The sequence below is a fragment of the Enterobacter sp. C4G1 genome, assembly GCF_052886895.1.
Map to the genome: position 1 here is coordinate 288,621 of NZ_JBQVVV010000001.1, position 26,675 is coordinate 315,295.

At 54.1% G+C, this 26,675-nt stretch carries 23 protein-coding genes; 9 read left to right on the forward strand and 14 right to left on the reverse strand.

Translation table 11 applies throughout. From position 1 onward, the window contains the following. Positions 1-8: 8 nt before the first annotated feature. A complete protein-coding gene (locus tag ACT9TW_RS01400; RefSeq protein WP_315686856.1) occupies positions 9-323 on the forward strand; it encodes a putative quinol monooxygenase in 315 nt (104 codons plus the stop codon). Positions 324-386: 63 nt separating this feature from the next. On the opposite strand, the gene ACT9TW_RS01405 is transcribed toward ACT9TW_RS01400, so the two are convergent. Genes ACT9TW_RS01405 through ACT9TW_RS01415 form a run of 3 tightly spaced genes read right to left on the reverse strand, consistent with a single transcriptional unit; the run spans position 387 to position 4,720 of the window. After that, positions 387-1,574 (reverse strand): glycoside hydrolase family 88 protein, encoded by a 1,188-nt coding sequence (locus ACT9TW_RS01405; protein ID WP_446491492.1) that lies wholly within the window; start codon positions 1,572-1,574, stop codon positions 387-389. Between the two features lie 27 nt (positions 1,575-1,601). Beyond that, positions 1,602-2,870: an oligosaccharide MFS transporter gene (locus tag ACT9TW_RS01410; protein WP_446491493.1), complete on the reverse strand. Its 1,269-nt coding sequence runs from the start codon at positions 2,868-2,870 to the stop codon at positions 1,602-1,604. Between the two features lie 32 nt (positions 2,871-2,902). Continuing rightward, the gene (locus ACT9TW_RS01415; RefSeq protein ID WP_446491494.1) at positions 2,903-4,720 is read right to left on the reverse strand and encodes a DUF2264 domain-containing protein; all 1,818 of its coding nucleotides are present in this window, start codon (positions 4,718-4,720) and stop codon (positions 2,903-2,905) included. 166 nt (positions 4,721-4,886) lie between these two features. Between ACT9TW_RS01415 and ACT9TW_RS01420 the strand changes: the two genes are divergently transcribed. After that, positions 4,887-5,741: an AraC family transcriptional regulator gene (locus tag ACT9TW_RS01420; protein WP_446491495.1), complete on the forward strand. Its 855-nt coding sequence runs from the start codon at positions 4,887-4,889 to the stop codon at positions 5,739-5,741. A 64-nt stretch (positions 5,742-5,805) separates the two neighbouring features. Here the strand turns inward: ACT9TW_RS01420 and ACT9TW_RS01425 are convergent, their stop codons facing one another. Genes ACT9TW_RS01425 through ACT9TW_RS01445 form a run of 5 tightly spaced genes read right to left on the reverse strand, consistent with a single transcriptional unit; the run spans position 5,806 to position 10,491 of the window. Beyond that, positions 5,806-6,693 (reverse strand): MurR/RpiR family transcriptional regulator, encoded by an 888-nt coding sequence (locus ACT9TW_RS01425; protein ID WP_446491496.1) that lies wholly within the window; start codon positions 6,691-6,693, stop codon positions 5,806-5,808. Beyond that, a complete protein-coding gene (locus ACT9TW_RS01430) occupies positions 6,690-7,640 on the reverse strand; it encodes an iron-siderophore ABC transporter substrate-binding protein (protein ID WP_446491497.1) in 951 nt (316 codons plus the stop codon). Before ACT9TW_RS01430 ends, ACT9TW_RS01425 begins: the two co-directional genes overlap by 4 nt. Before the next feature lie 9 nt (positions 7,641-7,649). Continuing rightward, positions 7,650-8,702: a FecCD family ABC transporter permease gene (locus ACT9TW_RS01435; protein WP_446491498.1), complete on the reverse strand. Its 1,053-nt coding sequence runs from the start codon at positions 8,700-8,702 to the stop codon at positions 7,650-7,652. After that, the gene (locus ACT9TW_RS01440; protein ID WP_446491499.1) at positions 8,699-9,682 is read right to left on the reverse strand and encodes a FecCD family ABC transporter permease; all 984 of its coding nucleotides are present in this window, start codon (positions 9,680-9,682) and stop codon (positions 8,699-8,701) included. The genes ACT9TW_RS01435 and ACT9TW_RS01440 overlap by 4 nt, the downstream gene beginning before the upstream one ends. Continuing rightward, a complete protein-coding gene (locus ACT9TW_RS01445) occupies positions 9,679-10,491 on the reverse strand; it encodes an ABC transporter ATP-binding protein (RefSeq protein ID WP_182062478.1) in 813 nt (270 codons plus the stop codon). Before ACT9TW_RS01445 ends, ACT9TW_RS01440 begins: the two co-directional genes overlap by 4 nt. A 385-nt stretch (positions 10,492-10,876) precedes the next feature. On the opposite strand from ACT9TW_RS01445, the gene ACT9TW_RS01450 reads away from it, so the two are divergent. Then, a complete protein-coding gene (locus ACT9TW_RS01450) occupies positions 10,877-13,018 on the forward strand; it encodes a TonB-dependent siderophore receptor (RefSeq protein WP_446491500.1) in 2,142 nt (713 codons plus the stop codon). A gap of 84 nt (positions 13,019-13,102) precedes the next feature. Here ACT9TW_RS01450 and parE read toward each other — a convergent pair whose 3' ends face one another. The 5 genes from parE to nudF are packed head-to-tail and all read right to left on the reverse strand — an operon-like array spanning position 13,103 to position 17,511. After that, on the reverse strand, positions 13,103-14,995 hold the full coding sequence (parE, locus tag ACT9TW_RS01455) for a DNA topoisomerase IV subunit B (RefSeq protein ID WP_182062480.1): 1,893 nt from the start codon (positions 14,993-14,995) through the stop codon (positions 13,103-13,105). Between the two features lie 28 nt (positions 14,996-15,023). Continuing rightward, entirely contained in the window at positions 15,024-15,605 is a 582-nt protein-coding gene (yqiA, locus tag ACT9TW_RS01460) for an esterase YqiA (protein WP_182062481.1), read from the reverse strand. Continuing rightward, complete coding sequence (gene cpdA, locus ACT9TW_RS01465; protein WP_182062482.1) at positions 15,605-16,432, reverse strand: 3',5'-cyclic-AMP phosphodiesterase; 828 nt, start codon at positions 16,430-16,432, stop codon at positions 15,605-15,607. Before cpdA ends, yqiA begins: the two co-directional genes overlap by 1 nt. A gap of 27 nt (positions 16,433-16,459) precedes the next feature. Beyond that, positions 16,460-16,882, reverse strand: a complete 423-nt coding sequence (locus ACT9TW_RS01470) for a DUF1249 family protein (RefSeq protein WP_003862516.1) — start codon at positions 16,880-16,882, stop codon at positions 16,460-16,462. Further along, positions 16,879-17,511 (reverse strand): ADP-ribose diphosphatase, encoded by a 633-nt coding sequence (gene nudF, locus ACT9TW_RS01475; RefSeq protein WP_014071785.1) that lies wholly within the window; start codon positions 17,509-17,511, stop codon positions 16,879-16,881. Before nudF ends, ACT9TW_RS01470 begins: the two co-directional genes overlap by 4 nt. 192 nt (positions 17,512-17,703) lie before the next feature. On the opposite strand from nudF, the gene tolC reads away from it, so the two are divergent. The 3 genes from tolC to ACT9TW_RS01490 all read left to right on the forward strand — a co-directional run bounded on the left by tolC (position 17,704) and on the right by ACT9TW_RS01490 (position 21,222). Then, the gene (tolC, locus tag ACT9TW_RS01480; protein WP_182062483.1) at positions 17,704-19,182 is read left to right on the forward strand and encodes an outer membrane channel protein TolC; all 1,479 of its coding nucleotides are present in this window, start codon (positions 17,704-17,706) and stop codon (positions 19,180-19,182) included. 211 nt (positions 19,183-19,393) lie between these two features. Continuing rightward, positions 19,394-20,059, forward strand: coding sequence for a DUF1190 family protein (locus tag ACT9TW_RS01485; RefSeq protein WP_182062484.1), 666 nt, complete (start codon positions 19,394-19,396; stop codon positions 20,057-20,059). A gap of 2 nt (positions 20,060-20,061) precedes the next feature. Further along, positions 20,062-21,222 (forward strand): glutathionylspermidine synthase family protein, encoded by a 1,161-nt coding sequence (locus tag ACT9TW_RS01490; RefSeq protein WP_446491501.1) that lies wholly within the window; start codon positions 20,062-20,064, stop codon positions 21,220-21,222. Positions 21,223-21,305: 83 nt separating this feature from the next. Here the strand turns inward: ACT9TW_RS01490 and ygiD are convergent, their stop codons facing one another. Then, positions 21,306-22,094: a 4,5-DOPA-extradiol-dioxygenase gene (gene ygiD / locus ACT9TW_RS01495; RefSeq protein WP_182062486.1), complete on the reverse strand. Its 789-nt coding sequence runs from the start codon at positions 22,092-22,094 to the stop codon at positions 21,306-21,308. Between the two features lie 196 nt (positions 22,095-22,290). On the opposite strand from ygiD, the gene zupT reads away from it, so the two are divergent. The 3 genes from zupT to ACT9TW_RS01510 all read left to right on the forward strand — a co-directional run bounded on the left by zupT (position 22,291) and on the right by ACT9TW_RS01510 (position 26,666). After that, a complete protein-coding gene (zupT, locus tag ACT9TW_RS01500; RefSeq protein ID WP_182062487.1) occupies positions 22,291-23,064 on the forward strand; it encodes a zinc transporter ZupT in 774 nt (257 codons plus the stop codon). 423 nt (positions 23,065-23,487) lie between these two features. Beyond that, a complete protein-coding gene (locus tag ACT9TW_RS01505) occupies positions 23,488-24,063 on the forward strand; it encodes a fimbrial-like protein (RefSeq protein WP_182062488.1) in 576 nt (191 codons plus the stop codon). 80 nt (positions 24,064-24,143) lie between these two features. Then, positions 24,144-26,666, forward strand: a complete 2,523-nt coding sequence (locus tag ACT9TW_RS01510) for a fimbria/pilus outer membrane usher protein (RefSeq protein ID WP_446491502.1) — start codon at positions 24,144-24,146, stop codon at positions 26,664-26,666. The last annotated feature ends 9 nt before the right edge of the window (positions 26,667-26,675 follow it).

Sequence of the window (26,675 nt, forward strand, 5' to 3'; positions counted from 1 at the left end):
AGTTAACCATGCTTACCGTTATTGCTGAAATCCGTACTCGTCCAGGTCAACATCACCGCCAGGCGGTGCTGGATCAGTTCGCGAAGATTATCCCGACCGTACTGAAAGAAGAAGGCTGCCACGGCTACGCGCCGATGGTTGATGCCACGACAAACGCCAGCTTCCAGGCAACTGCGCCCGATTCAATCATTATGGTTGAACTGTGGGAAACCGTGGCGCACCTTGAAGCACACCTGCAAACCGCGCACATGAAAGCGTGGAGCGATGCGGTGAAAGGTGACGTACTGGAAACCCATATCCGTATTCTGGAGCAAGGGGTTTAAGTTCGGTTGACCCTGAACCGTAGGCCCGGTAAGCGCTAGCGCCACCGGGCTTTGTTTTATCCACTACCAGTACAACTTCCAGCTCTGGGTAAACCGCACCAGCGCCTCAACGTAGAAGTAATCCCCCCAGCTTGCGCACTCATCCACCCCTTTGTTGCTCGCCAGATGATAGACCGAGTGCTTCAGCAGCCCGTTGCCCTTCTCGTCTTTGCCCATCAGGTAGTGCTTTGTGAGCGATGACATGATCCCTTTTGCCCACTCAAGATAATGTTCTCTGTCGGGATCGGTTACCGGCAGATGCTTCACCAGCTCCAGCAATCCGCACACCGCAATGGCCGCCGATGACGAATCGCGCAGCGCATCGGTTCCCACCAGCGCCAGATCCCAGTGGCAGACGTAATCTTCCGGCAGGCGGTTAAGGAAGTAGTTCGCCAGCCGTTTGGACAGAGCGATCATCGTCTCATCGCCGGTATAGATGTAGCTCAGCAGAAAACCGTAAATTCCCCACGCCTGCCCGCGCGACCAGCAGGAGTCATCGGCATAGCCCTGCTGAGTGTTGCCATAACGCGGCGCGCCGGTGACCACATCCATATAGTAAGTGTGGAACGTCGAGGCATCTTCGCGAATAAGATAGGTTGCCGCCTGCATCACGTGGGCTTTCGCCGCATCGGCAAAACGGGGATCGCCCGTCTGTTCGGTTGCCCAGTAGAGCAGCGGCAGGTTCATGTTGCAGTCGATTATCATCCGCCCGGCCTGTTCCGGATCGGCCAGATCGCCCCACGCCTGAATGATTTTCGCCTTCTCGTGGAAGCGCTCCAGCAGCGCTTCTGCCGCCAGCAGAGAGAAACCGCGCGCTTCACGGTTGCCGGTCAGTCGCCAGGCCGACACGCAGGAAAGCGTATACAAAAAGCCTAAATCGTGGGTGTTGGTGTCGTGACGCCCGGCGATACGCAGGCCAAATGAGCGCACATGCTTTTCCGCCATCGCGCGGAATTTCTCCTCCCCGCTCATCTCCCACGCCAGCCAAAGCTGCCCGGTCCAGAAGCTGGTTGTCCACTCCACGTTGTCCGTCAGCGGATAAACCCCCTCCTGGCAGGTTTCCGCAGGGAAGCGCTCGCCGAACGCCGTTAAGTGACGGCCAATCAGGTCGAGGATATGGCTGCGTGCCGAACTCAGTTCATCACCAAACGCACGCGGATCAACGGGTGCAGGAATAGCGGGCAGGCGCTCTTCAGTGATACGACTTAACATATTTCGGTTCCTTCTTTGACGGCTTCATTAGCGAGTGGAATGTTGTTCTGCAACCTTCAGCGCCTGTGCGCTGCGCCATTTGCACTGGCAGGCAGATAACGTAAAAGCAGAAATAAGGGTAAAGGTCAGCGCCGTGGCGCCCATGATGATGTAGGTCTGTTCAAAACCGATGCGGTCATACAGTAAACCCGCCGGTGAAGAGACCACCACATTGCCGACATACAGCATCGCCTGATACCCCAGTAAATACATGGTGGCATTAACGCGTTTATCGAAATGTTCGGCGATATATTTAAATACTGAAACCAGCAACAGACAGATTTCCAGACCGTAGAGCGGCTTCAGGACGGAAATTAATAAATGGGAATCGCACAGACCGGAAATAATCAGCCGCGCGCCAACAATCAGCCCGACAATTAATAACCCGCGCTTGGCACCGATGAAATTCACAAACAGTGGGATCACCATATACATGATGAACTCCATCCCCGACTGCACCGTGCCCAGATAGCCAAACACCGCGTTACCCTGATGAACATCATCGAAGAAGGTGACGAAATAGCGCGAGAACTGCTGCTCGGCGATAAACATCATCCACGCCACGCCTGCCACATACAGGCAGAAGGCCCAGAATTTACGGTTACGCAGCAAAGCGTAGACATCCGCCGGGGCGATTTTCTCTTTGGTTAACACCTCGCTTGCATGAGCGGAGTTAGTGTTCACTTTCAGGCTAATCAACACCACCAGCATAATGACCGAGGCTACGCTGCCCATGATAAAGTTATAGGCCGGAGAGAGGTTAAACAGCAGGCCAGAGAAAGAGGACGCCACCGCCCAGCCAAGCGAACCCCACATACGAATTTGGCCAAATTCCATACCGTTTAAGCGGCTGAAACGGTCAGAATAGGATTCGCACGCCGCCACCCCCGCATACCAGGCAAAGCTTAAATAGAGCGCACCGAGGATAATCCCCAGCAGGGTGTTGGACATTAACAGCGGCTGGTAAACATAAATAAAGAACGGCGCCATCAGGGCCGACATCGCCACCACAAAATAGAGCAGGTATTTGCTCATGCCGATCTTATCGAGAATATAGCCATAGATGGGTTTCAGAATAACGGAGAACACACCGTTAACCGCAAATACCGTCCCGATAACCGTACCGCTGAGATTGGCTTTTTGTCCGAGCCAGATTGCCAGCAGGCCAATACTGGCCGACCAGGTAAAAAAGTAGAGAAAAATAAAACTGCTTATTTTGTAATATTCGGTTCTGTTATTCGTAGATGTATTTTTCATATCATCCTCGCCGACGTGTAGGGCCAGAGTTTTTATAATGTGAACGACAGCTGACGTTCGCCTCCAGGTTCGCGGATCACGACCTGGTGATGAGTAATATTCAGTTGCGGCACTGCCGCGTAGTGTTGTTGTTTTTCACTGGCGATGACGGCACAACACAGCCAGCTCTCCCCTTGCGGGATATCAGTTTTCAACAGCGGAACAGAGGCGCACTCCGGGAACATAATGCTGCTGTTCGGCGGCGTCACGATGCTGTCTGGCTGGCGCAACAGTTCTGGCGACAGGCACACAATGGCGCTGCTGCCGTTTTGCGCGTCCAGGTAACAGCCGTGCTCGCGAAGTTGATGTTCAGCTTTCATCACGGCAAAGCCCCCCTCCACCGTTTGCAGAACGCGGGCGCTGTTGATGCGGTGCAGGCGCAAATGCCACTCCCCGAACGGGACCTGCCAGGTTTCGATATGGACGTCATGCCACGGCGACCAGCGTGAATAGAGGTAATTTTCATCCACCCGTACCGCGTCGCACCCGCGGCGACCGCGGAAGTAGTTATCCCCGTCAGCCAGCAGCAGCATGGAGTCACAGGCGGCGTGCTTCAGGCCATAACGCCCGCGTTCAATGGTGAAACCAAAATGGCTGGAGTAGGCAAATTTGGTGTATTTGGCTTCGGTATTGACGTAGTTATTCAGTTCAAGCTGCCCGGCGGTGAGCAACGTGACATGCTGCGATGCGTCCGCGTGTATCAGGATCTGTTGGGCATGGGGGATCACCTGTTTTTCAGCAAGCGCGGGCAACGGCTGCTCTTCGGCCTGCCAGAACGGGTGAGTCTCTGGTAGAGCCAGGATCAGGTATGTTTTCAGCGCCCAGTACGGTGAGCCAGGGGAATTGTAGTCTTCACACATCGCCAGGTTGGGATAGGCAAAGCCGAGCGTCAGAATACCGTCACGATCGGTAATGGGCTGCTGTTGCCACCAGCGCAGATGGCGCAGAACAATCCCTTTCACGATACCCGGCGTGAACACCTCCAGCCCGGAAAAGGCCACCGCACTCCAGAAGGCAACCATCGCAAAGCGGTAGGTCAGGCTGCGGCCAAACGGCACCGACGCGCCATCAGCGGCAGACATATAAATAAAGTCCGTGGCAAACAGACGCGAGCGTTCACGCAGAATGGTCGCCCTCGGTTCATCACCACTCAGGGTGGCGTAAATCAGACCGTAGAAGTGGAACGCCATTGAGATGTAATAATCTTTCGGGCGGCCCGGGCCGTCGGAATACCAGCCATCACCCAGATAGTAGGCGTCCATCATCGCAAAACGCTCATCGATGGCCCGTTGGCTGAACGGCAGCCCGGCACGTTTAAACCCAAGCTGAACCATAATGGCAAAGTAGTTCCAGTTGCTGTCCGGCATCTGGGCATCTGTTATCTGGTTCAGCCAGGTGTGCAGGTTCATCAGCTCGCGCTCGCTGAACTGCGATGTGAGCGTGTCCTGCAACAGTGACAGCCCCAGCCCGTACGACGCCATCTCGACCAGACGCTGATCGTAAGGCGCAGTTTCCCCCCAGTAGCCCTCGCTATGCGGATCGGTGCCAGCCCTGATAGCCGCAATGTACTTGTTGCTAAACGCGGTGGTTTCACCGGATGCCATTAGCGGAAATAGCCCCCACAACGCGCGGGAAAGCCCCTCCATCTGCGCGATATCCGTGGCGTAATGCGCACAGGTATCCCCCAGTGAAAAGCGCGAATGGCCTGCCGGAAACTGCGTATCCAGCGCACCCAGCAGGGTATTTAACGCCGCCACGACATCCTGGCGGGAAGACAATGGATTTGATTTTTCTTTATTTACCGCAGACATAGGCTTGTCCTCGTCATCAACTGCGGCAAAGCATAGTGAATCCTCGGGGGGCAGAAATGTTAGCCATGTCACAGGAGAGAGTGATGAATAAACTCGCAGTTGAGAAAATTTAAAAAGGTGGTTTATAAAGATAGTCAGACGGGGAAAAGTTGAGTTTTATTGCACTATGCGCGACACGCTAAAATCCGATCATCTTGAGCTGATCACCTTAAACGATGCCATTGCGTCGTTTAGCCGGCTCTTTGCCAATACCGTGCGTTATCACCACTGGCATCAGTGTCTGGAAATTCTGTATGTGGAGGAAGGATTTGGCGTGGCGATTGTTGATAACCGCCACTACACCATGCGCCCCGGGCGACTGTTTTTCTTCCCACCCTTTACCCTGCACAAAGTGATGGTGGATGAGCAGGCAGAGGCGATTTATCGACGCACCATTATTCACCTCGATCCCCATGCGGTGCTGAAGGTACTGCGTGATTTCCCGCAGACCCTGCAACGATTACAAAAGCTCTCACGCCGTGGCGGGGAGGCCTGGGTCGCGGATGTGTTTGCCAGCCACGCGCACATTGATCACCTGCTGGAGTGCTATGCAAAGCGCGCCGGCGTTCAGCCCCTTAACAGTGAAAATATTGCCAGCCTGCTGATTAGCCTGTTTGCCATGTTACCCGGTGATAATGACGGAGCACCCGGCAGCAGCCACGGGATCGCAAGCCAGGTGATGTTCTGGCTCGATGAACACTATCGGGAAAAATTCAGGCTGGATGCGCTGGCCGAAGAGCTGGGGAAGTCACGAAGCTACGTGTCGCGAAAATTCCATGCTGAAACGGGCGAGAAGATCCACGACTATCTGAACACTATCAGGCTGCGGAAGGCGTGCGAATGCCTGCTGCACACGGATGCCAGCGTACGTGAAATAGCCGAACAGGTGGGTTTTTCCGACGTGACCTGGTTTATCAGTGCATTCAGGAAGGGGATTGGCGAAACGCCGTTGCAGTACCGGAAGAACCATGCTGACCGCTGAGCGGGGTTATTGCCGGGTGGCGGCTACGCCTTACCCGGCCTACAAAACAACAAAACCGTACCTATCAGCTGCTCTTCTTCCCCGGCTTTAACCCGCGGTGAAACTCGTTGATGCGCTTCATCGACTTAATGGTGCGCTGCGGCTCGGTTGAGGCCACGGACAAAATAATCATCTCCAGACACAGCAGCACGGTGCCATGCAGCGGGATTTTGCCTTTCTCGCCGCCGCGCGGCACGTGGATGACCACGCTTGCCTCTTTACTGAAGCGCGACTCCAGCGCGTTAGTCAGCAGGATGGTCGGAATGCCCAGACGCCTGGCTTCACGCAGGGTGGTTTGCCCTTCCCGATGAGCAGATTTCTGTGCCATCATCACCAGCACGTCACCCCGCTGAAGCGCAATCAGTTGCTCGGCCAGGCCAATGCCAGTGCGGTTAAGGGGTGTGGAGGGCAGACCAATACGGCTGAACAGTCGGGCAGTGTATTCGGCCAGAATACCGGATGCGCCAATGCCAAAAATAGCGACCTGCCGTGCCTGCGCCAGCAGCGACACCGCCTGCGCCATCGCGTAACGGTTACCCGGCTCAGACAACACATCGCAGGTATGCTGATGCCCTTCGAGCACAAAATCGATGCTCGCGTTCACATCGCTGGTGAGGGTATTCACCGTGGTGGACATCTTTTCGCTGGAGCTCACCACCGGGCCAAACCACTGCTCCAGCGTTTGCTTCAGGTCGCGCAGCCCGGCAAAGCCCAGCGCCTGAATGGCACGGACCACGGTCGCATCGGAGGTTTTCAGCAGCGTGGCGATTTCCATTGCCGTCTGCTCCATTACTGCCTCACGGTTCTCATTGATATACCGCGCCACCAGCAGCAAGCGCGGTGTCAGCTGATGCCCGCGGGATCGGAAGCGTTCGCCATATACGTCTACCCGCGCTTTGTCTTTTCTGATCACCTGGAGGCCTCCGGCAGCGGACGCCCCGCTATCTGAGACTGCACCTGAGCGGCCATCAGCCCCAGTGAAGCGAATGAGTTTGAAATCGCCTCTTCACGGGAAATCAGGATGTAACGCCCGGTACGACAGGCATTCAGAAACTGACACCATCCAGGCATCACCGCATCCATCGCCACCAGCTCATCCTGCGGTTTTCCGCCCGTATCGCCACGCCAGGTAGCAAAGACAAAATCGGCGTCCAGCTCTGGCAGGCGCTCGGCGCTGACGTCAATACGCCCGCCATCCGGGATACTCTCGATAAGCGGCGGGAAGGTGAACCCGGCATCACGCAGCACGCGTCCCAGGGAGTGATAGCTGTGCATGGCGGTGATTTTGCCCTGATTAGCCTGAATCACCGACACCGTGATTTTGCGGGTATCAATGGTCGCTTTCAGCGCATTGATTTGCTCCTGATAGCGACGCTCAAGGATCTTCAGCCGCGCCTGCGTTCCCGTCAGTTGCGCCAGCTTGCGGTAAATTTCCGGCGCACCGCCATCGAGGTGATCGATACTCACCGTGGGGGCGATTTTTTCCAGTTGCTCAACCGGCGTGTTGCGGGTCGGCTCGGTGATGATCAGATCCGGTTTTGCGGCAGCAATGGCTTCGATATCGATATCCGCGGTGCCGATAAACCTGATGGAGGAGTTATCAAAATCAACGCCCGTTAACATCCCACTGGAGCGTATAAAATGGCTGCCGTCCGGTCGCGTGCGACCGTGGCTGGCAACCGGAGGCGCGCCAAGCTCGATTAAGGGGATAGTGATATCCAGATCGTGCAGCGAAACAATCCGTTGCGGATGAACGGGCACGGTAACCTTGCGCCCCAGATCGTCCGTGAACACCTGAGTCGGCTCTGCCGCACTCAGCGAAAACCCGACCAGCAACAGCAATGAAAAAAGTACGCGCATCTTTATCCCCTAAAATCTGTCCCGACGCTGCCAGAGCAGCAGCAGGAAAAACGGCCCGCCAATTAAAGAAATCACAATGCCTGCGGGGAGTTGCAGCGGTAAAAACGCCAGACGACCGACGTTATCTGCCATCAGCACCAGCAGTGCGCCCAGCACGGCACTCCCCAACAACAATGCGGTTTGCCCGCCACGTAACAAGGCGCGCGCCATATGCGGGGCAATTAATCCGACAAACCCGATACTGCCCACGCAGGAGACACAGGCAGCAGTCAGCACTACAGGGGCGAGAAGGCGCAGCAGCGCCAGCCGTGGCGTACGAACGCCCAGCCCGGTGGCAGCCTGATTGCCGAGCAGGGCCACGTCGGCCGCACGGGCGGTAAAGAGCAGTAAGGCACATGCAGGCACAGCCCACCCTGCCGCCACGCTCACTAACGCCCAGTTTGCCGTATGCAGACTCCCCGCCAGCCACAGCATCGCGGTCTGGACATCACGCACGTCAGCCGTGGTCATAAAGACGCCCATTGCCGCCGCAAAAGCCCAGGAGACGCCAATACCGGTCAGAATAAAACGTGGCCGCGAAATATCACGCGCCAGAGCCACCACCAGTAATGCCGTCAGCAGCCCGCCGACCATACCCACTGCCGGACGCCAGAACAGGCTCAGCGCCGGGAACTGAAAAATCAGCAGCAACACCGTCGCGCTACAGCCCTCTTTCACGCCGATAAGCCCCGGGTCGGCCAGTCCATTACGGGTAATGGACTGCATTGCCGCCCCCGCCATCCCCAGCATGGCGCCACAAAGCACGGCCATCAGCAGGCGTGGCAGACGAATATCCATCACGATGTAACGCGCATCCGCAGGCAGGCTTTCAGGGTAAAACAGCGCACGACCGATAGTGGAAGTGGGAATAGGCAGTGAGCCGCGCGTCAGGCCAAAACTGAGCAGCAGCACCGTCATCAGCAGGAACAGCGTCAGGCACGCCAGCACGCGCGGGCGCACGAGCGCCGAAAAGGCGCCGATGCGTAACGGCCGCAGACCGGCTCGCAAAACCGCCCGCTTCATTTGAACATCCTCGATGCCATAACGATAAAGACCGGTGCGCCAACCAGCGCCGTCATAACGCCGGTGGCCAGCTCATAAGGGGTGATTAGCGTGCGGGCGGCGAGATCGGCAATCAGTAACACCAGCGCACCGCACACGGCAGAAAGCGGCACCATCACGCGAATATCTACTGACACCAGACGGCGGATCAACTGCGGTACCACCAGGCCAATAAACCCGATGGGCCCGGCAATGGAAACGGCAGCACCACACAGCAGCGCAATCGCCAACAGTGCAAACAGGCGGGTTTTCAGCAGCGAAACGCCTAATCCCTGTGCCATACGGTCGCCCAGCGCCAGCATATTCAGCGATGGCGACAGCCACAGCGCCAGCGCGAAACCTGCACCAGCTACCCAGGATGCCGTGCGAACTATCTCGCCGTTTAATCCAGCTAAATCCCCCGCCAGCCAGGTACGCATGGCGAGCAGCGTCTGTTCATCCAGGATCAGCACTGCGGCGGTAATAGACGACGCGAATGCCGACAACGCCACGCCGCACAGAGTCACCTTCATCGGGGTTAACCCGGTGCGCCCGGCGGATGAGAACATCAGCACCAGCAGAAACAGCGCCCCGGCACCGATCGCAGCAATCAGCGGGCGACCAAACGGCAGGCTAAGCCCCAGAGCACTGGTTAACACCACCGCCAGTGCTGCCCCGGCATTCAGCCCCAGAATATGCGGTTCCCCCAGCGGGTTGCGGATAACGGATTGCAGCAACACACCCGCCACGCCAAGCGCCGCGCCGGTGGTCAGCGCGGCGAACAAGCGCAGCAACCGCAGCTTTACGATGACGTTATGGTCGAAATTGCGCGGATCGAAATGAAGGAGCGCCTGCACCACCGTTTGCGGGGCAATAAAGCGCGCGCCGATCCCCAGATGGGCAATGCCACCCGCCACCAGCAGCAGCGCAAAAAGGATGAAAGCCAGAGATGTGCGCATCATGGTTTTGCGGTTCCCTGACGAAAAGGCATAAAGAACGGCTTTCCGGTCAATGGGTTCACCGACATATGCACGTCGACATCAAAAACCGCTTTGATCAGTTCAGGCGTACAGGTATCGCCTTCATGAAGCACGCCCTGCACTTTTCCCTGCCGCAGAAAGACCAGCGAATCGCCATAGTTAACGGCAAAATTGAGATCATGGAGCACCACCACAACGGTACGTCCGTGATGGCGGGTCAGCGTGTGAAGTAGTTCCAGGATCTCGACCTGATAGCGAAGGTCGAGATACGTCGTCGGCTCATCCAGCAGGATATATGGCGTTTGCTGCGCCAGCGCCATGGCTATCCAGCAGCGCTGACGCTGGCCGCCGGACAGGCTTTCGACTGGCAGGTGAGCAAATTCCGTGGTGCCGGTCAGACGCAGGGCTTCTTCAACGGCGTGCTCGTCTTCGTCGCTCCACTGGCGCATAAAGTTTTGCCAGGGAAAGCGCCCGCGTGAAACCAGCTCAAACACGGTTAACCCTTCCGGCAGTATTGGCGATTGCGGAAGAATGCCCAGGCTGCGGGCAACCGCTTTGGTGGGTTGTTCATGGATTGCCTTCCCGTCCAGAAATGCGCTACCGCCAAGCGGCTGAAGCAGGCGCGCAATGGTACTGAGCAGGGTGGATTTTCCGCAGCCGTTTGCCCCAATCAGGACAGTCATTTTCTGCTGAGGGATCGCCAGGGAAATATCATCAACGATGATTTTTTTCTGATAGCCAGCAGAGAGGTTTTCAAGCACCAACCCCTGCTTTTTCGTGTTATGAGCCACGTGAACGCCAACTTAATAAAATGACAAACAAATAAAAATAAAACTCATTCTCTTTTGGGAGTTTGCCGCTGCGCCATGTAGTAGTCAAGTGAATAAATACCCCGAAAAACCCAGGGATAATGACGGACTACTACGCTAACAACATCTTTGTTAATCCTTTTATTTTCAGATTGTTAAAAAAGGAATAACCGGACATGCACGGGTGTTTTTCTTTTGTAGTCGATTTTTTCTGTTTTCCATTTACTACTACATCCCCGCATGATTGAATGATTCTCAATTACATGTTCGATGCCTGACATGGCGAACGGACAGACCGTTAAGGGCAATGAATCACACATTCTTCCGCGAACATTCATGCGCGGGATATTTCGGGAAAACAGATGTAATGGCTAAGTTCACACCTTCTCTCTCTGGAGTAAAAGGGCGCGCGCTCTTTTCACTGTTATTCATCACACCGCTGGTGCAGGCCGCAGATACCACAACGGCTAAAGATGGCGAAACGCTGACTGTTACCGCCGATCCAAATGCAACCACCGATGCCACAAACGGCTATCAGCCGCTGAACACCTCCACCGCTACACTGACCAACATGCCAATGCTGGACATCCCGCAGGTGGTGAATACCGTCAGCGATAAGGTGCTTGAAGATCAGCACGCTACCACGCTCGACGAAGCGCTGTATAACGTCAGCAACGTTGTGCAGACCAACACCCTGGGCGGCACCCAGGATGCGTTTGTACGCCGGGGCTTTGGCGCTAATCGCGATGGCTCAATCATGACCAACGGCCTGCGCACCGTACTGCCGCGCAGCTTTAACGCGTCAACCGAGCGTGTGGAAGTGCTGAAAGGCCCGGCGTCGACCCTGTACGGCATTCTCGATCCTGGCGGCCTGATTAACGTGGTCACCAAACGCCCGGAAACGACGTTTGGCGGTTCAATTTCAGCCACCTCTTCCAGCTTTGGCGGCGGGACCGGGCAATTTGATGTTACCGGCCCGATTGAAGGGACGCGCCTTGCCTGGCGCCTGACGGGTGAATATCAGGACGAAGATTACTGGCGTAACTTCGGCACAGAACGCAGCACCTTTATCGCCCCATCGCTGACCTGGTTTGGCGATGATGCCACCGTCACGGTGCTCTACTCCCATCGCGACTATAAGACACCGTTCGATCGTGGAACGATCTTCGATCTCAATACCAAACAGGCGGTAAAGGTTGACCGAAAAACCCGCTTTGATGAGCCGTTTAACATCACCGACGGGCAATCCGACCTGGCGCAGCTCAACGCGGAATACCGCCTGAGCAGCCAGTGGACCGCGAAGTTCGACTATAGCTACAGCCAGGATAAATACAGCGACAACCAGGCGCGCGTGATGGCCTATGACTCTGCCACCGGCAACCTGACCCGCCGTGTGGATGCAACGCAAGGCTCGACGCAGCGAATGCACACCACCCGTGCCGATTTGCAGGGAAATGTAGATATCGCCGGCTTCTACAACGAGATCCTGACCGGCATCTCCTATGAGAATTACGATCTGCTGCGCACGGATATGATCCGCTGTAAGAACGTGAAAGATTTCAACATCTATAACCCGACCTACGGCAATACCGGTAAATGTACAACCGTTTCTGCGTCCGATAGTGACCAGACGATCAAGCAGGACAGCTACTCCGCCTATGCGCAGGACGCGTTGTATCTGACCGATAAATGGATCGCCGTCGCCGGGATGCGTTACCAGTACTACACCCAGTATGCGGGTAAAGGCCGTCCGTTTAACGTTAACACCGACAGCCGTGACGATCAGTGGACGCCGAAGCTGGGCCTGGTCTACAAGCTGACGCCAAACGTGTCGCTGTTTGCTAACTATTCGCAGACGTTTATGCCGCAATCCTCTATTGCGAGCTATATCGGCGACCTGCCACCAGAGACGTCAAATGCTTACGAAGTGGGTGCAAAGTTTGACCTGTTCAACGGCATTACCGCCAATATCGCGCTGTTTGATATTCATAAGCGCAATGTGCTGTATACCGAAAGCGTGGGGGATGAAACCATCGCCAAAACCGCAGGCCGCGTGCGCTCGCAGGGCGTGGAAGTGGATCTCGCCGGATCGCTCACCGAGAACACCAACATCATCGCTAGCTACGGTTATACCGATGCCAAAGTGCTGGAAGATCCTGATTACGCGGGTAAACCGCTGCCAAACGTGCCACGTCACACTGGCTCCCTGTTCCTGACCTACGACATTCATAACGTGATCGGCGGGAATACCCTGACGCTTGGCGGCGGCGGGCACGGCGTGAGCCGTCGTTCAGCTACCAACGGTGCGGATTACTATCTGCCAGGTTACGTCGTTGCGGATGCGTTTGCGGCGTATAAGATGAAGCTGCATTACCCGGTGACGTTGCAGGTGAACGTGAAGAACCTGTTTGATAAAACCTACTACACCTCTTCAATCGCCACCAATAACCTGGGCAACCAGATTGGCGATCCACGCGAAGTGCAGTTTACGGTGAAGATGGAATTTTGATGTAAAAAAGCCCGGGGCGCTATCGCTTACCGGGCCTACGATCCAATACCCTCTCCCACCGGGAGAGGGTCAGGATGAGGAGCATCACCCCTCAATATCTGCCAGATCGCCTTTTTCCTGCAACCAGTTGCGTCGGTCTTCCGAACGTTTCTTGGCCAGCAGCATATCCATCATGGCGTTGGTTTGCTGTTCGTCTTCATCGCTGATCGTCAATTGCACCAGGCGGCGCGTGTTCGGATCCAGCGTGGTTTCACGCAGCTGCATCGGGTTCATTTCGCCCAGCCCTTTAAAGCGCTGAACGTTTGGTTTGCCCTTCTTGCGCTTAAGCTGTTCAAGCACGCCCGCTTTCTCTTCTTCCGTCAGCGCGTAATACACCTCTTTGCCGAGGTCGATACGGTACAGCGGCGGCAGCGCCACGTGGACGTGACCGTTTTTCACCAGCGTTCTGAAATGCTTCACAAACAGCGCACAGAGCAGAGTGGCAATGTGCAGACCATCGGAGTCCGCATCCGCGAGGATACACACTTTACCGTAGCGCAGCTGGCTCAGATCGTCGCTGTCAGGATCGATGCCAATCGCCACAGAGATATCGTGAACTTCCTGGGACGCCAGCACTTCATCAGAAGAGACTTCCCAGGTATTCAGGATCTTACCCTTGAGCGGCATGATCGCCTGATATTCACGATCGCGCGCCTGTTTGGCGGATCCACCTGCCGAGTCCCCTTCAACAAGGAACAGTTCGGTACGGTTGAGATCCTGTGCGGTGCAGTCGGCCAGTTTGCCCGGCAGCGCAGGGCCGCTGGTCAGCTTTTTACGCACCACTTTCTTCGCCGCACGCAGACGACGCTGCGCGCTGGAAATCGCCATTTCAGCCAGCATTTCTGCCGCCTGAACGTTCTGGTTCAGCCACAGAGTAAAGGCATCTTTGACCACGCCAGAAACGAAGGCCGCGCACTGGCGCGATGACAGACGCTCTTTGGTCTGACCGGCAAACTGCGGGTCTTGCATCTTCACGGACAGAACGTACGCGCAGCGATCCCAGATATCTTCCGCCGACAGCTTCACGCCGCGCGGCAGAATATTGCGGTATTCGCAGAACTCGCGCATCGCGTCCAGTAAGCCCTGGCGCAGGCCGTTTACGTGCGTACCGCCAAGCATGGTTGGGATCAGGTTGACGTAGCTTTCCGTCAGCAGCTCGCCGCCTTCTGGCAGCCACAGCAGCGCCCAATCCACTGCTTCGGTGTCACCGTTAAAATTACCGACAAACGGTTTTTCCGGCAGCGTCGGCAGGCCGTTTACTGCTTCGCACAGATAGTCGTTCAGACCATCGGCGTAGCACCAGGTTTGTTCGGTATTGTTAACGTGATCTTTAAAGGTGATTTCCACGCCCGGGCAGAGCACTGCTTTGGCTTTCAGCAGGTGCGTCAGGCGAGAAACGGAAAAACGTGGGCTGTCGAAGAAGCTTTCGTCTGGCCAGAAATGAACACTGGTGCCGGTCGTGCGTTTACCGCATGTCCCTACAACCTGGAGCTCTTGCACTTTTTCGCCGTTTTCAAACGCGATGTTATACACCTGGCCATCGCGCTTCACATTGACTTCTACGCGTCGGGACAGGGCGTTAACCACGGAGATCCCCACGCCGTGCAGGCCGCCCGAGAACTGGTAGTTCTTGTTAGAGAACTTACCGCCCGCGTGCAGACGACAGAGGATCAGCTCAACAGCAGGTACACCCTCTTCAGGGTGAATATCGACCGGCATCCCACGACCGTCATCAATCACTTCCAGCGACTGATCGGCGTGCAGGATCACGTCTACGCGTTTGGCATGACCTGCCAGCGCTTCGTCCACACTGTTATCAATAACTTCCTGGCCCAGGTGGTTTGGGCGCGTCGTATCGGTGTACATCCCGGGGCGGCGGCGAACCGGCTCAAGCCCGGTGAGTACCTCAATGGCATCAGCGTTATAGGTTTGCGTCATGATTTAAACTAGCAATTCGCATTGATTGTCAGAGGCTGTGCAGTCCAAGAAAATCGACAATCTGGGTGAAATGATTCTCAAAGTCCGTGAAAGCATGGTTTCCGCCCTCTTCTATAGTCTGGCGGCAGGATGCGTAATACGCCACTGCCTGGCGGTAATCCAGCACTTCATCCCCCGTTTGTTGCAGCAGCCAGATAAGATCGGGCGCATCAAGCGGGTCTACCTGCATAACTTTGAGATCGTAAATATGGCGAGACTCTAGCACATATTGCTGTCCGGTGTAGGGGTTCTCGTTTTGACCAAGAAAGTCCCGTAACAGCTCATATGGCCGCACCGCCGGGTTGACCACTACCGCTGGCAACATGAAGCATTGCGATAGCCAGGTGGCGTAATAACCGCCCAGCGAGGAGCCGACGACTCCCAGGGATTCCCCGCCGTGCTCCAGCACGATAGATTCCAGCATTTCTGCGGCGTCAGCCGGGTATGGTGGCAGCTGCGGGATAATCATCTCAACATACGGATGATGTTCGCTCAGCCACGCGCGGAATTGTGTCGCTTTCGCGGATCGCGGCGAACTGTTAAACCCATGCAGGTAAAGGAGGGTAGACATCAATAGCCTTCTGAAGCGGTATCTGGACGGAATTTTAACCCTGACAAACGGCACACTTCAGTGGTCAGCACACCATCAGCGTGGAGTTCCAGCCAGCGCCAGCCTGGGGCAATGGTATCCAGGGTAAAGTTGGCACAATGCGGTTTAAACTGCACGCAGGTAGACGGCGTTGCCAGCATCCGGCGGCCGTTCCAGTCGAGATCCTGTTCCTGATGAATGTGTCCGCAAAGCAGATTTTTCACCCGTGGGAATTTGACCAGAACACGGTCCAGCGCCGCAGAGTTGCGTAAGCTGTGCTGATCAAGCCAGCTACAGCCAGCCGGTAACGGATGGTGATGGAGCAACAACAGCGTATGGCGTTCCGGCTCGGCGGCGAGTTTTGTCTCCAGCCAGTCAAGCTGAAACTCGCTCAGCTCACCGTGCGGCACGCCAAATACCTGGCTGTCGAGCAGCAGGATTTGCCACTGGTCACCCACGATGACGGTCTTGGCCGGAGAGATGCCTGCCTCCTGAAGCGCGCTGTACATGGCGGGCTGGAAGTCATGGTTGCCCGGCAACCAGACACAAGGCACGTTAAAGCTCGCGATACCCTCAGCAAAATGCTGATAGGCCGCGGAGGATTGATCCTGCGCGAGATCGCCCGTCGCGACGATTAAATCGCAAGGACGGTTTTCAGCGTGAATCGCGCCAAGTACTGCCTGATAACTCTCCCAGGTGTTCACTCCCAGCAGAGTCTCATGCTTTTCGGCAAACAGGTGAGTATCGGTGATTTGTAATATCCTGACTGGCGCCCCACCAGCAACAGTCAGGTTCAACAGGCTTTCCAAATGGTGTCCTTAGGTAGGTTTATGACGCTAACAAACCGGAATCGCCATTGCTCCATGTGCTAAACAATATCTTAGCCAGTCAGCTAAAAACTGGTTAATTTGATGCTTTTCGTCGCGTTGATGCAACTTTTTATTCGGATAATCATACCGTGCCTTGAAGCGAAAGATCTGCTGGCTTGAACACACTTCAGCGACCATCGCGTCGTGATACAGGCGTACTGTCATTGACGGCAAGCTCCAGTAGCTAATACTGGGTGCCGTTTGCTCGATTTCCACAAGCGTAGTGTAGCGCGTTGATTCTGTGATCGTTAACCGATACTGCGCGTTGCTCACCTGATAGCTCACCGTTTCGCCGGGTGCGTCGTTTCGCGGCAACAGGCGGCGCAATTGTGCAAAATTGGTTTCGCACAAGCGCATCATTTCTGGGAAGTCAGGTGTATAACGCTTCATTTTTTCCACTCGTTTCGTAATGTCTGATAATGCAGTTGCAGCCATTGCAGGGCGATGACAGACGCTGCGTTGTCGATTTTCCCCTCTTCAACCCACTGGTAAGCCTGCTCCCGACTCACCACATGAACCCGAATATCTTCGTTTTCATCTGCCAGACCGTGGATCCCTTCCGCCGTCGTGGCGTCCACTTCGCCCACCATAATGGATAAGCGTTCACTTGTGCCGCCAGGGCTTGCCAGATAGCTAAGCACCGGTTTGGTGCGGCCAACCACCAGCCCTGCTTCTTCCTGCGCTTCGCGGCGGGCGACATCTTCGACCGTCTCGCCCTCTTCTATCATCCCGGCGACCATCTCCAGCAACCATGGACTTGGGCTAACGTCATACGCCGCGATTCGGATCTGCTCAATCAGTACCACTTCATCACGCACTGGGTCAAAGGGTAGCAAGACTGCCGCATGACCGCGCTCAAAAATTTCACGTCTGATCTCGCCGCTCATCTGCCCGTTAAACAGGCGATGCCGGAAACGGTAAAGATCCATCGAAAAAAAACCGCTATATAGCGTTTCTCGTGCAATAATTTCTACATCGTTTTTGGCGAATGTCACTGGCAACTTATCTGGTTTTTGCATGAGTCATACCTTTGTAGCAATAGTGTTGAAATCATTAATTTCAAGGCTGTATATAAGGCTATATGATAGATTGGTGCAAATTACAGCCGGATGGCACGTAACGCCAACCTTTTGGTGTGGAAGATTCTGTTAGAATCGGCAATTATTTTTAATTAGATCAGCGCTAATACTGCTTCACAACAAGGAATGCAAATGAAGAAATTGCTCCCCATCCTTATCGGCCTGAGCCTGACGGGCTTCAGTGCAATGAGTCAGGCGGAAAACCTGTTACAGGTCTACCAGCAGGCACGTCTGGGCAACCCTGATTTACGTAAATCAGCCGCCGATCGTGATGCTGCGTTTGAAAAAATTAACGAAGCACGTAGCCCGCTGCTGCCGCAGCTGGGCTTAGGTGCAGATTATACCTATAGCAACGGTTTTCGCGATGCTAACGGCGTTAACTCTAACGCCACCAGCGCATCGCTGCAGCTGACCCAGACGCTGTTTGATATGTCAAAATGGCGCGCCCTGACGCTGCAAGAGAAGAGCGCCGGCATCCAGGATGTGACCTATCAGACCGATCAGCAGACGCTGATCCTGAATACCGCCACCGCTTACTTCAACGTGCTGAGCGCCATCGACTCGCTCTCCTACACTGAAGCGCAGAAACAGGCGATTTATCGTCAGTTGGACCAAACCACCCAGCGTTTCAACGTGGGTCTGGTTGCAATTACCGACGTGCAGAACGCCCGTTCACAATACGACAGCGTACTGGCAAACGAAGTGACCGCGCGTAACAACCTCGATAATGCGCTGGAATCACTGCGTCAGGTCACCGGTAACTACTACCCTGAACTGGCCTCGCTAAACGTGGACCATTTCAAAACGGACAAACCACAGACGGTAAATGCGCTGCTGAAAGAAGCAGAAAACCGTAACCTGGCCTTGCTGCAGGCACGTCTGAGCCAGGATCTGGCGCGTGAACAGATTCGTCAGGCACAGGATGGTCATCTGCCAACCCTGAGCTTAAGCGCTTCTACTGGCGTGTCTGATACCACCTACAGCGGCTCTAAAACCAACTCTGCCCAGTATGACGACAGCAATCAGGGTCAAAACAAAGTGGGCCTGAGCTTCTCCCTGCCGCTGTATCAGGGCGGAATGGTGAACTCCCAGGTGAAACAGGCGCAGTACAACTTTGTGGGTGCGAGCGAGCAACTGGAAAGTGCACACCGCAACGTGGTGCAAACCGTGCGTTCTTCCTTCAACAACGTGAACGCCTCCATCAGCAGCATCAACGCCTATAAACAGGCCGTTATTTCTGCCCAGAGCTCACTGGATGCAATGGAAGCAGGCTATTCCGTTGGTACGCGCACCATCGTTGACGTGTTAGACGCAACGACCACGCTGTATAACGCGAAACAACAGCTCTCCAGCGCACGTTACACTTACTTGATTAACCAGCTGAACATCAAATCAGCACTGGGTACGTTGAATGAGCAGGATCTGCAAGCGCTGAACGCAGCACTCGGCAAGCCGGTTTCTACATCCCCAGATAGCGTTGCGCCTGAAAATCCGCAGCAGGTTGCCGCAGTTGATAATTTTAACGCCGACAGCAATACCCCTGCAGCACAACCTGCGGCTACGCGTTCAACCACGCCTGCCAGCAAGAGCACCAATCCGTTCCGTAATTAAGTATTAGTATTGCCCGCTGTCACTTCGCTTATTGAACCTGCTTCACCGCGGGCCGGGTAAGCGAAGTGACACCCGGCGCAAAATCACATCCAAACGTAAGTCAACGTAAAGATCTCCCTGTTTCCACCCCCCTTAGCTTCATTTTCAACCACTCATCCTCTATCCTGAGCCTTATTTACTTCGTTCTACCACTGGGTCCTGGAAGACAAAAATGAAACGGACAAAATCGATTAATCACGCATCGTTCCGCAAAAGCTGGAACGCGCGCCATCTCACCCCTGTCGCGCTGGCGATCACTGCCGTCTTTATGCTGGCGGGCTGTGAGAAAACCGACGAAACGGTATCGCTGTATCAGAACGCGGATGACTGTTCAGCCGCCACCGGCAAAGCCGCAGAATGTACTACTGCGTACAACACGGCGCTGAAAGAAGCAGAGCGTACCGCACCGAAATATGCCTCTCGTGCTGACTGCGTTGCTGAATTTGGCGAAGGCCAGTGCCAGCAAGCTCCAGCCCAGGCGGGCACGGCACCTGAAAACCAGGCGCAGGCACAATCCAGCGGCAGTTTCTGGATGCCGCTGATGGCCGGTTACATGATGGGTCGTCTGATGGGCGGCGGTGCTGGCTACCAGCAGCAGCCGCTGTTTAGCTCAAAAAACCCGGCAAGCCCGGCGTACGGTCAGTACACCGATGCCAGCGGTAAAGGTTACGGTGCAGCGCAACCCGGCCGCACAATGACCGTGCCGAAAACCGCGATGGCACCAAAACCAGCGACCACCAGTACCATTACCCGCGGCGGCTTTGGTGAGTCTGTTGCAAAACAAACTTCCATGCAGCGTAGCGCAACGGGTTCTTCTACCCGCTCAATGGGCGGCTGATCATGGAACGAGTCAGTATTACCGAGCGCCCTGACTGGCGCGAAAAAGCGACTGAATACGGCTTTAATTTCCACACCATGTACGGCGAGCCGTACTGGTGTGAAGACGCTTATTACAAGCTCACCCTCGCCCAGGTAGAGAAACTGGAAGAGGTGACCGCTGAGCTGCACCAGATGTGCCTGAAAGTGGTTGATAAAGTCATCGATAGCGACGAGCTGATGGCTAAATTCCGCATTCCAAAACACACCTGGAGCTTCGTTCGCCAGTCATGGAAAACCAGCCAGCCATCGCTCTACTCGCGCCTCGACCTGGCATGGGACGGCGTGGGTGAACCTAAGCTGTTAGAAAACAACGCCGACACGCCAACTTCTCTGTATGAAGCTGCATTCTTCCAATGGATTTGGCTTGAAGACCAGGTGAATGCAGGAAACCTGCCGGAAGGCAGCGACCAGTTCAACAGCCTTCAGGAAAAGCTGATTGAGCGCTTTGGCGAATTGCGTGAACAGCATGGCTTCACCCTGCTGCACCTCGCCTGCTGTCGCGATACAGAAGAAGATCGTGGCACAGTGCAGTATTTACAGGACTGTGCGGCCGAAGCCGAAGTCGCTACCGAATTCCTTTATATTGAAGACATCGGCCTGGGTGAAAAGGGTCAGTTCACGGATATGCAGGATCAGGTAATCAGTAACCTGTTCAAGCTCTATCCCTGGGAATATATGCTGCGCGAGATGTTCTCGACCAAGCTGGAAGATGCTGGCGTACGCTGGCTGGAGCCTGCCTGGAAGAGCATTATTTCTAACAAGGCGCTGCTGCCAATGCTGTGGGAGATGTTCCCGAATCACCCTAATCTGCTGCCCGCTTACTTTGCTGAAGATGATTTCCCGCCGATGGATAAATACGTCGTGAAGCCCATCTTCTCTCGCGAAGGGGCGAACGTGTCCATCATCGAAAACGGCAAAACGCTGGAAGCGGTTGAAGGGCCTTACGGCGAAGAAGGGATGATCGTCCAGGAATTTTATCAACTGCCGAAGTTTGGCGACAGCTATACGCTGATTGGTAGCTGGCTCATTAACGATCAGCCTGCCGGGATCGGCATCCGCGAAGATCGCGCGCTGATCACTCAGGATCTGTCACGGTTCTATCCGCACATCTTCGTCGAATAAGGCTTGCCCGGTGGCGCTACGCTTACCGGGCCTACGCGCGACATGTAGGCCGGGTAAGGCGAAGCCGCCACCCGGCATGTTTTTTACCCAATCTGCACCGACAACATACTCAAACTCCCCATCTCAATCCCATCAACCGGGATCGTAATCGGCTCCTGGCCATCCCACGCACCTAATACATACAGCAGCGGCAGGAAGTGATCCGCCGTTGGGTTAGAGAGTGAACCACCCTCGTGTTCCAGATAGTTCACCAGAGGGTGCTGTTCAACCGGGCCTTGCCACGTCAGGTTAGCTTTTACAAAATCGTTGAATGAGGTTGCCCACGGGTACGGCGTATTCTCTCCGTGCCAGCGTGCCGTGCGCAGGTTATGCACCACGTTGCCGCTCGCCACCAGCATAATGCCTTCATCACGCAGTGAGGCCAGCTTACGGCCAATTTCCAGATGCCAGGCCGCAGGTTTGGTACTGTCGATACTCAGTTGCACCATCGGGATATCCGCATCAGGATACATTTTGATGAGCACACCCCAGGAGCCGTGGTCAAAGCCCCAGGCTTCTTTATCCAGTGCAACCGGGACGGGTGCCAGCAGCTCCACCAGCTGTTGTGCCAGCGCAGGCGAGCCAGGTGCCGGATAATGCGTGTCATAGAGCGCCTGCGGGAATCCACCAAAATCATGGATGGTTTTTGGCGCTTCCATCGCCGTTACGCCTGTGCCGCGGGTAAACCAGTGCGCGGAAACCACCACAATTGCTTTCGGGCGTGGCAACGTCTCTCCCAGATGACGCCAGGCGCGGGTATAGACGTTATCTTCCAGAACGTTCATTGGGCTGCCGTGGCCTAAAAACAGTGCTGGCATACGAGAAGAAGTCATGGTGATATCCTTACAGAAGGTGTCAATTTGATGGTTCTACATTACGCGTAATCTGGCAAAGATGAACGCAGATAAGCGTGAAGATCATCATCAGGAAATTTGAATGTAAGGAATGTGTAAAGCAGAGTCTCCGCTCTCGCTTTGCCATCAATGAATCATTAATATTAATGATAATCATTATCATAAGGAGCAGTGCATGTCAGTCCCTTTGATCCTGACAATACTTGCAGGTGCCGCGACCTTTATCGGTGCGATTTTAGGCGTGCTTGGTCAGAAACCGTCTAACCGCGTGCTGGCGTTCTCACTGGGTTTTGCCGCCGGGATCATGCTGCTTATCTCTCTGATGGAGATGCTCCCTGCTGCGCTTGGCACAGAAGGCATGTCTCCGGTCCTGGGCTATGGCATGTTTGTGTTTGGTCTGCTGGGTTACTTTGCGCTCGACCGCATGTTGCCTCACGCGCATCCGCAGGATCTCATGCAAAAAAACGTGGCAACGTTGCCGCACAATATTAAGCGTACCGCAGTTTTGCTGACACTGGGTATCAGTCTGCATAACTTCCCGGAGGGTGTCGCCACCTACGTGACCGCCAGTAATAACCTGGAGATGGGTTTTGGCATCGCCCTTGCCGTGGCGTTGCACAATATTCCTGAAGGACTGGCCGTTGCCGGGCCGGTTTATGCTGCTACGGGTTCAAAACGTACCGCTGTCTTCTGGGCGGGCATTTCCGGGATGGCTGAAATCCTGGGCGGTGTGCTTGCATGGTTGATTCTTGGCAGCCTGGTTTCACCCGTTGTGATGGCAGCCATTATGGCAGCGGTCGCGGGAATAATGGTTGCTCTTTCTGTGGATGAGCTGATGCCACTGGCGAAAGAGATCGATCCTGACAACAACCCCAGCTACGGTGTGCTGTGCGGTATGTCTGTAATGGGGCTTAGCCTGGTATTGTTACAAACGGCAGGTATTGGCTGAAAGGTTGCGCTCCCTTTATTGAGGGAGCGCAATTTTATGAAGTGTAAGTGAATACCAACTATCAGTATTAATAATATAAAGTCCGACGTCATACTTCTTGACCGCCATAGAAATCAATTAAGAAATATTATTTATAACTATTCCCTGTAAAATAAATACCGCTTCGCGTATTAAATAAACGACAAAAGATAGATGTTAATCACTGTTTAACTAAGCATCTCAGCTTTTGATATACAGCATCCATCCCACTCATAACTTCAAGCAATCTATTAATAAATCCTAAATCCCTCATTAAGAAATACTCACGAGAACACCTATATTGTGGCTGATATATTTCACCCGCTTTAATGCAATAAAAGTGTTGCAATATTAATTCATTAAATTTATTGCGATGTCCAATCTTAGATAAAGGATTATATCTTCATGCTTAACAAGACTATCCTGGCAGTTGCGACAACTGCACTGCTTTCTGGCCTGTCCTTTACTGCTGTGGCAGCAGATAACCAGGGCTCAGGGAAGATCACTTTCACCGGTGAAGTCATCAGTGCACCTTGCTCTATCACCCCTGGTGATGAAAACCAGACCATTGAATTAGGCGAAGTCGCGGATAGCGTGCTGAACAGCGGTAAAAACTCGCTGCCGGTTGACGTAAATATCCACCTGCAAGACTGTATTCTTTCCGACAACAGCGGGCAAACGCCAACCACTATCGATAAAGTGAAGGTGACATTTACCTCTGCCAGCACCGATAGCACTGACACCAGCCTGATGAAAAACACCCTGGATGGCAACATCGGCGGTGCGACCGGCGTAGGTATTCGTCTGCTGGATAGCGGCAGTAATAAAGTGACGCTGGGTACTGCGATTCCAGTGTCATTCCCATCTGTTAACTCTTATCAGGAACTGAACTTTAAAGCCCGCATGGAGCCTGTAACAGGCAAAACGGCTACCCCAGGTAACGTTCAGGCCCAGGCGAACTACGTTCTCGACTATAAGTAATTCAGTTTAACGCCTGAATTACTAGCCGATGATGGACTCATCGGCTTTTTAATTATCTCTTTAATCAGCGAAACGGATTTATGCTAAAACACTCAGCGCCTCAACTATCTCGCCTCTCTGCTTTTATAAAGCATTCGCTGAGTGCAACACTTTACTCAGCATTATTCGTCTTGCCAGTATCTGCGGTTGAATTCAACACGGATATGATTGATGTTGAAGACCGAAGTAATATTGATATTTCCCAGTTTGAGAAAAAAGGCCATATCACACCGGGTAGCTATCTCGTCCGTATTCAGGTCAATAAAAACACGTTACCTCAATCCACAACAATGGAATGGATCGCAACGGAAAACGAAAGCGGTTCACAAATTTGTGTTAACGCCGGGCAATTATCTGCTTTCGGACTGAGCACAGATTTCATTTCGCGACTCCATTATCCACAGAACGGACGTTGCCTTGACCTTTCGGCTGTTCCGGAACTGGGCTTTTCCCTTAATAAAGCGACGATGGTACTTTCCGTGACCGTTCCCCAGGCGTGGATGAAATATCAGGCGCAAAACTGGACGCCGCCAGAATTCTGGGACGAGGGTATTGCGGGTGTTTTACTCGATTATAATCTCTATGCCAGCCAGTACGACCCGCACGGGGGCGACGACAGCCAGAATATCAGCACCTACGGCACGCTCGGGTTTAACCTCGGCGCCTGGCGTCTACGTTCAGATTATCAATATAACCAAAACTTTCGTAACGGTGAGTCTACGGGCAGCGACAGCAGTCTGGCGCGAACCTATCTCTACCGACCAATCCCTTCGCTTTCATCAAAAATGACGCTGGGACAATATGATTTAAGCTCAGATATTTTTGATACCTTCCACTTTACCGGTGCTTCACTGGAAAGTGACGAAAGTATGCTGCCGCCTGATTTACAAGGCTATGCACCGCAAATTACCGGCATCGCGCAGACCAATGCCAAAGTGACTGTCTCTCAGTCTGGCCGCGTTCTTTATCAAACGACTGTCGCGCCGGGTCCTTTCACAATTTCTGACCTGGGTGAAACTTACCAGGGACAACTGGATGTGGCAGTCGAAGAGGAAGATGGGCGTAAAACCACCTTCCAGGTCGGCTCATCCTCAATCCCTTTCCTGACCCGAAAAGGCCAGGTGCGTTATAAAACATCCATCGGTAAACCCACAGCCACGGGCCATAACGACATTAATAATCCCCTTTTCTGGACAGGTGAACTCTCCTGGGGCTGGTCGAGCAATGTCTCACTGTATGGCGGCACCATGCTGACGGCGGATGATTATCAGGCTATGACCACCGGTATCGGTTTTAACCTTGATTCACTCGGCTCGATCTCTTTTGATGTGACAGGTGCCCAGGCCACACTGCAACAGGAAAAAAATGAAAAGCAGCGTGGATACAGCTATCGCGCAAACTATGCTAAACGCTTCGAGGCAACCGGCAGCCAGATTACCTTTGCGGGTTATCGATTCTCGGATAAAGAGTATGTCTCAATGAGCGAATATCTCGCGTCTCGGGACGGTGATACCTCAACGACAAACGAAAAAGAGAGCTATGTTATCTCCTTCAACCAGTACCTTGATTCTCTGGCATTAAATACGTATCTCAACGTCACCCGTAACACCTACTGGGACAACAGCAGCAACACGAACTACTCCTTTTCGATCAGCCGCAATTTCGATATCGGCAATTTTAGAGGTCTATCCGCATCGCTGGCGTTGAGCCGCGTACGCTGGGATGACAGTGACGAAAATCAGGTCTATTTCTCATTTACACTCCCGCTGGAACAGAGTCGTAGCATTATGTACAGCTACCAGCGCTCAGGCGGCGACAGCGCGTCTCATATGGCTTCTTACTATGACTCCTCCGATCGCAATAATACGTGGAACCTCTCCGCCTCTACGACCGAAGACGATTTACGCGAAGGTGAACCGTCATTGCGCGGTGGATACCAGCACTATTCCCCTTACGGACGCCTCAACCTGTCAGGAAGCGTTCAGCCTAATCAATATCGTTCAATAAGCGCTGGCTGGAATGGCTCACTTACCGCCACACGGCATGGCGTTGCCCTGCATGATTACAGCCCGGCCGATAACGCCCGCATGATGATCGATGCCGATGGCGTTGCGGGGATTGAGGTCAACAGTTCGCGTACGCGGACTAACGCATTTGGTATTGCCGTTGTCCCTTCACTCACCAACTACACCACCTCAACGGTGCGCGTAAACAGCAACACGTTACCTGATGGCGTAGACATTGAAACCTCCATCATTCGAACCACGCTGACAGAAGGTGCCATTGGTTACAGCAAACTAAACGCCACCACGGGCTACCAGATTGTCGGCATTATTCGACAGGAAAATGGTCAGTTCCCGCCTCTGGGCGTCAGTATCGTCGACAGCATTTCGGGTAAAGAGGTCGGGCTGGTCGCAGAAGAAGGGTTCGCTTATCTCAGCGGAATTAAGGAAAACAGTGCGTTACGTCTCACCTGGTCTGGCAAAGTGTGCGAAATCACGCCACCGAACCAAAGTAACCTTAGCGGTGACGCTATATTTTTACCTTGTAAAACAGTGCATTAATTCAGGATG

What these genes read in the sequence shown, in the direction of transcription:
- ACT9TW_RS01450 (WP_446491500.1), top strand. Translation starts at nt 10,877, where the DNA reads ATGGCTAAGTTCACACCTTCTCTCTCTGGAGTAAAAGGGCGCGCGCTC.
- ACT9TW_RS01440 (WP_446491499.1), bottom strand. Translation starts at nt 9,682, where the DNA reads ATGATGCGCACATCTCTGGCTTTCATCCTTTTTGCGCTGCTGCTGGTG.
- ACT9TW_RS01405 (WP_446491492.1), bottom strand. Translation starts at nt 1,574, where the DNA reads ATGTTAAGTCGTATCACTGAAGAGCGCCTGCCCGCTATTCCTGCACCC.
- ACT9TW_RS01420 (WP_446491495.1), top strand. Translation starts at nt 4,887, where the DNA reads ATGCGCGACACGCTAAAATCCGATCATCTTGAGCTGATCACCTTAAAC.
- zupT (WP_182062487.1), top strand. Translation starts at nt 22,291, where the DNA reads ATGTCAGTCCCTTTGATCCTGACAATACTTGCAGGTGCCGCGACCTTT.
- ACT9TW_RS01485 (WP_182062484.1), top strand. Translation starts at nt 19,394, where the DNA reads ATGAAACGGACAAAATCGATTAATCACGCATCGTTCCGCAAAAGCTGG.
- nudF (WP_014071785.1), bottom strand. Translation starts at nt 17,511, where the DNA reads ATGCAAAAACCAGATAAGTTGCCAGTGACATTCGCCAAAAACGATGTA.
- ACT9TW_RS01400 (WP_315686856.1), top strand. Translation starts at nt 9, where the DNA reads ATGCTTACCGTTATTGCTGAAATCCGTACTCGTCCAGGTCAACATCAC.
- ACT9TW_RS01410 (WP_446491493.1), bottom strand. Translation starts at nt 2,870, where the DNA reads ATGAAAAATACATCTACGAATAACAGAACCGAATATTACAAAATAAGC.
- ACT9TW_RS01510 (WP_446491502.1), top strand. Translation starts at nt 24,144, where the DNA reads ATGCTAAAACACTCAGCGCCTCAACTATCTCGCCTCTCTGCTTTTATA.
- tolC (WP_182062483.1), top strand. Translation starts at nt 17,704, where the DNA reads ATGAAGAAATTGCTCCCCATCCTTATCGGCCTGAGCCTGACGGGCTTC.
- ACT9TW_RS01430 (WP_446491497.1), bottom strand. Translation starts at nt 7,640, where the DNA reads ATGCGCGTACTTTTTTCATTGCTGTTGCTGGTCGGGTTTTCGCTGAGT.
- ACT9TW_RS01435 (WP_446491498.1), bottom strand. Translation starts at nt 8,702, where the DNA reads ATGAAGCGGGCGGTTTTGCGAGCCGGTCTGCGGCCGTTACGCATCGGC.
- ACT9TW_RS01470 (WP_003862516.1), bottom strand. Translation starts at nt 16,882, where the DNA reads ATGAAGCGTTATACACCTGACTTCCCAGAAATGATGCGCTTGTGCGAA.
- yqiA (WP_182062481.1), bottom strand. Translation starts at nt 15,605, where the DNA reads ATGTCTACCCTCCTTTACCTGCATGGGTTTAACAGTTCGCCGCGATCC.
- parE (WP_182062480.1), bottom strand. Translation starts at nt 14,995, where the DNA reads ATGACGCAAACCTATAACGCTGATGCCATTGAGGTACTCACCGGGCTT.
- ACT9TW_RS01490 (WP_446491501.1), top strand. Translation starts at nt 20,062, where the DNA reads ATGGAACGAGTCAGTATTACCGAGCGCCCTGACTGGCGCGAAAAAGCG.
- ACT9TW_RS01415 (WP_446491494.1), bottom strand. Translation starts at nt 4,720, where the DNA reads ATGTCTGCGGTAAATAAAGAAAAATCAAATCCATTGTCTTCCCGCCAG.
- ygiD (WP_182062486.1), bottom strand. Translation starts at nt 22,094, where the DNA reads ATGACTTCTTCTCGTATGCCAGCACTGTTTTTAGGCCACGGCAGCCCA.
- ACT9TW_RS01505 (WP_182062488.1), top strand. Translation starts at nt 23,488, where the DNA reads ATGCTTAACAAGACTATCCTGGCAGTTGCGACAACTGCACTGCTTTCT.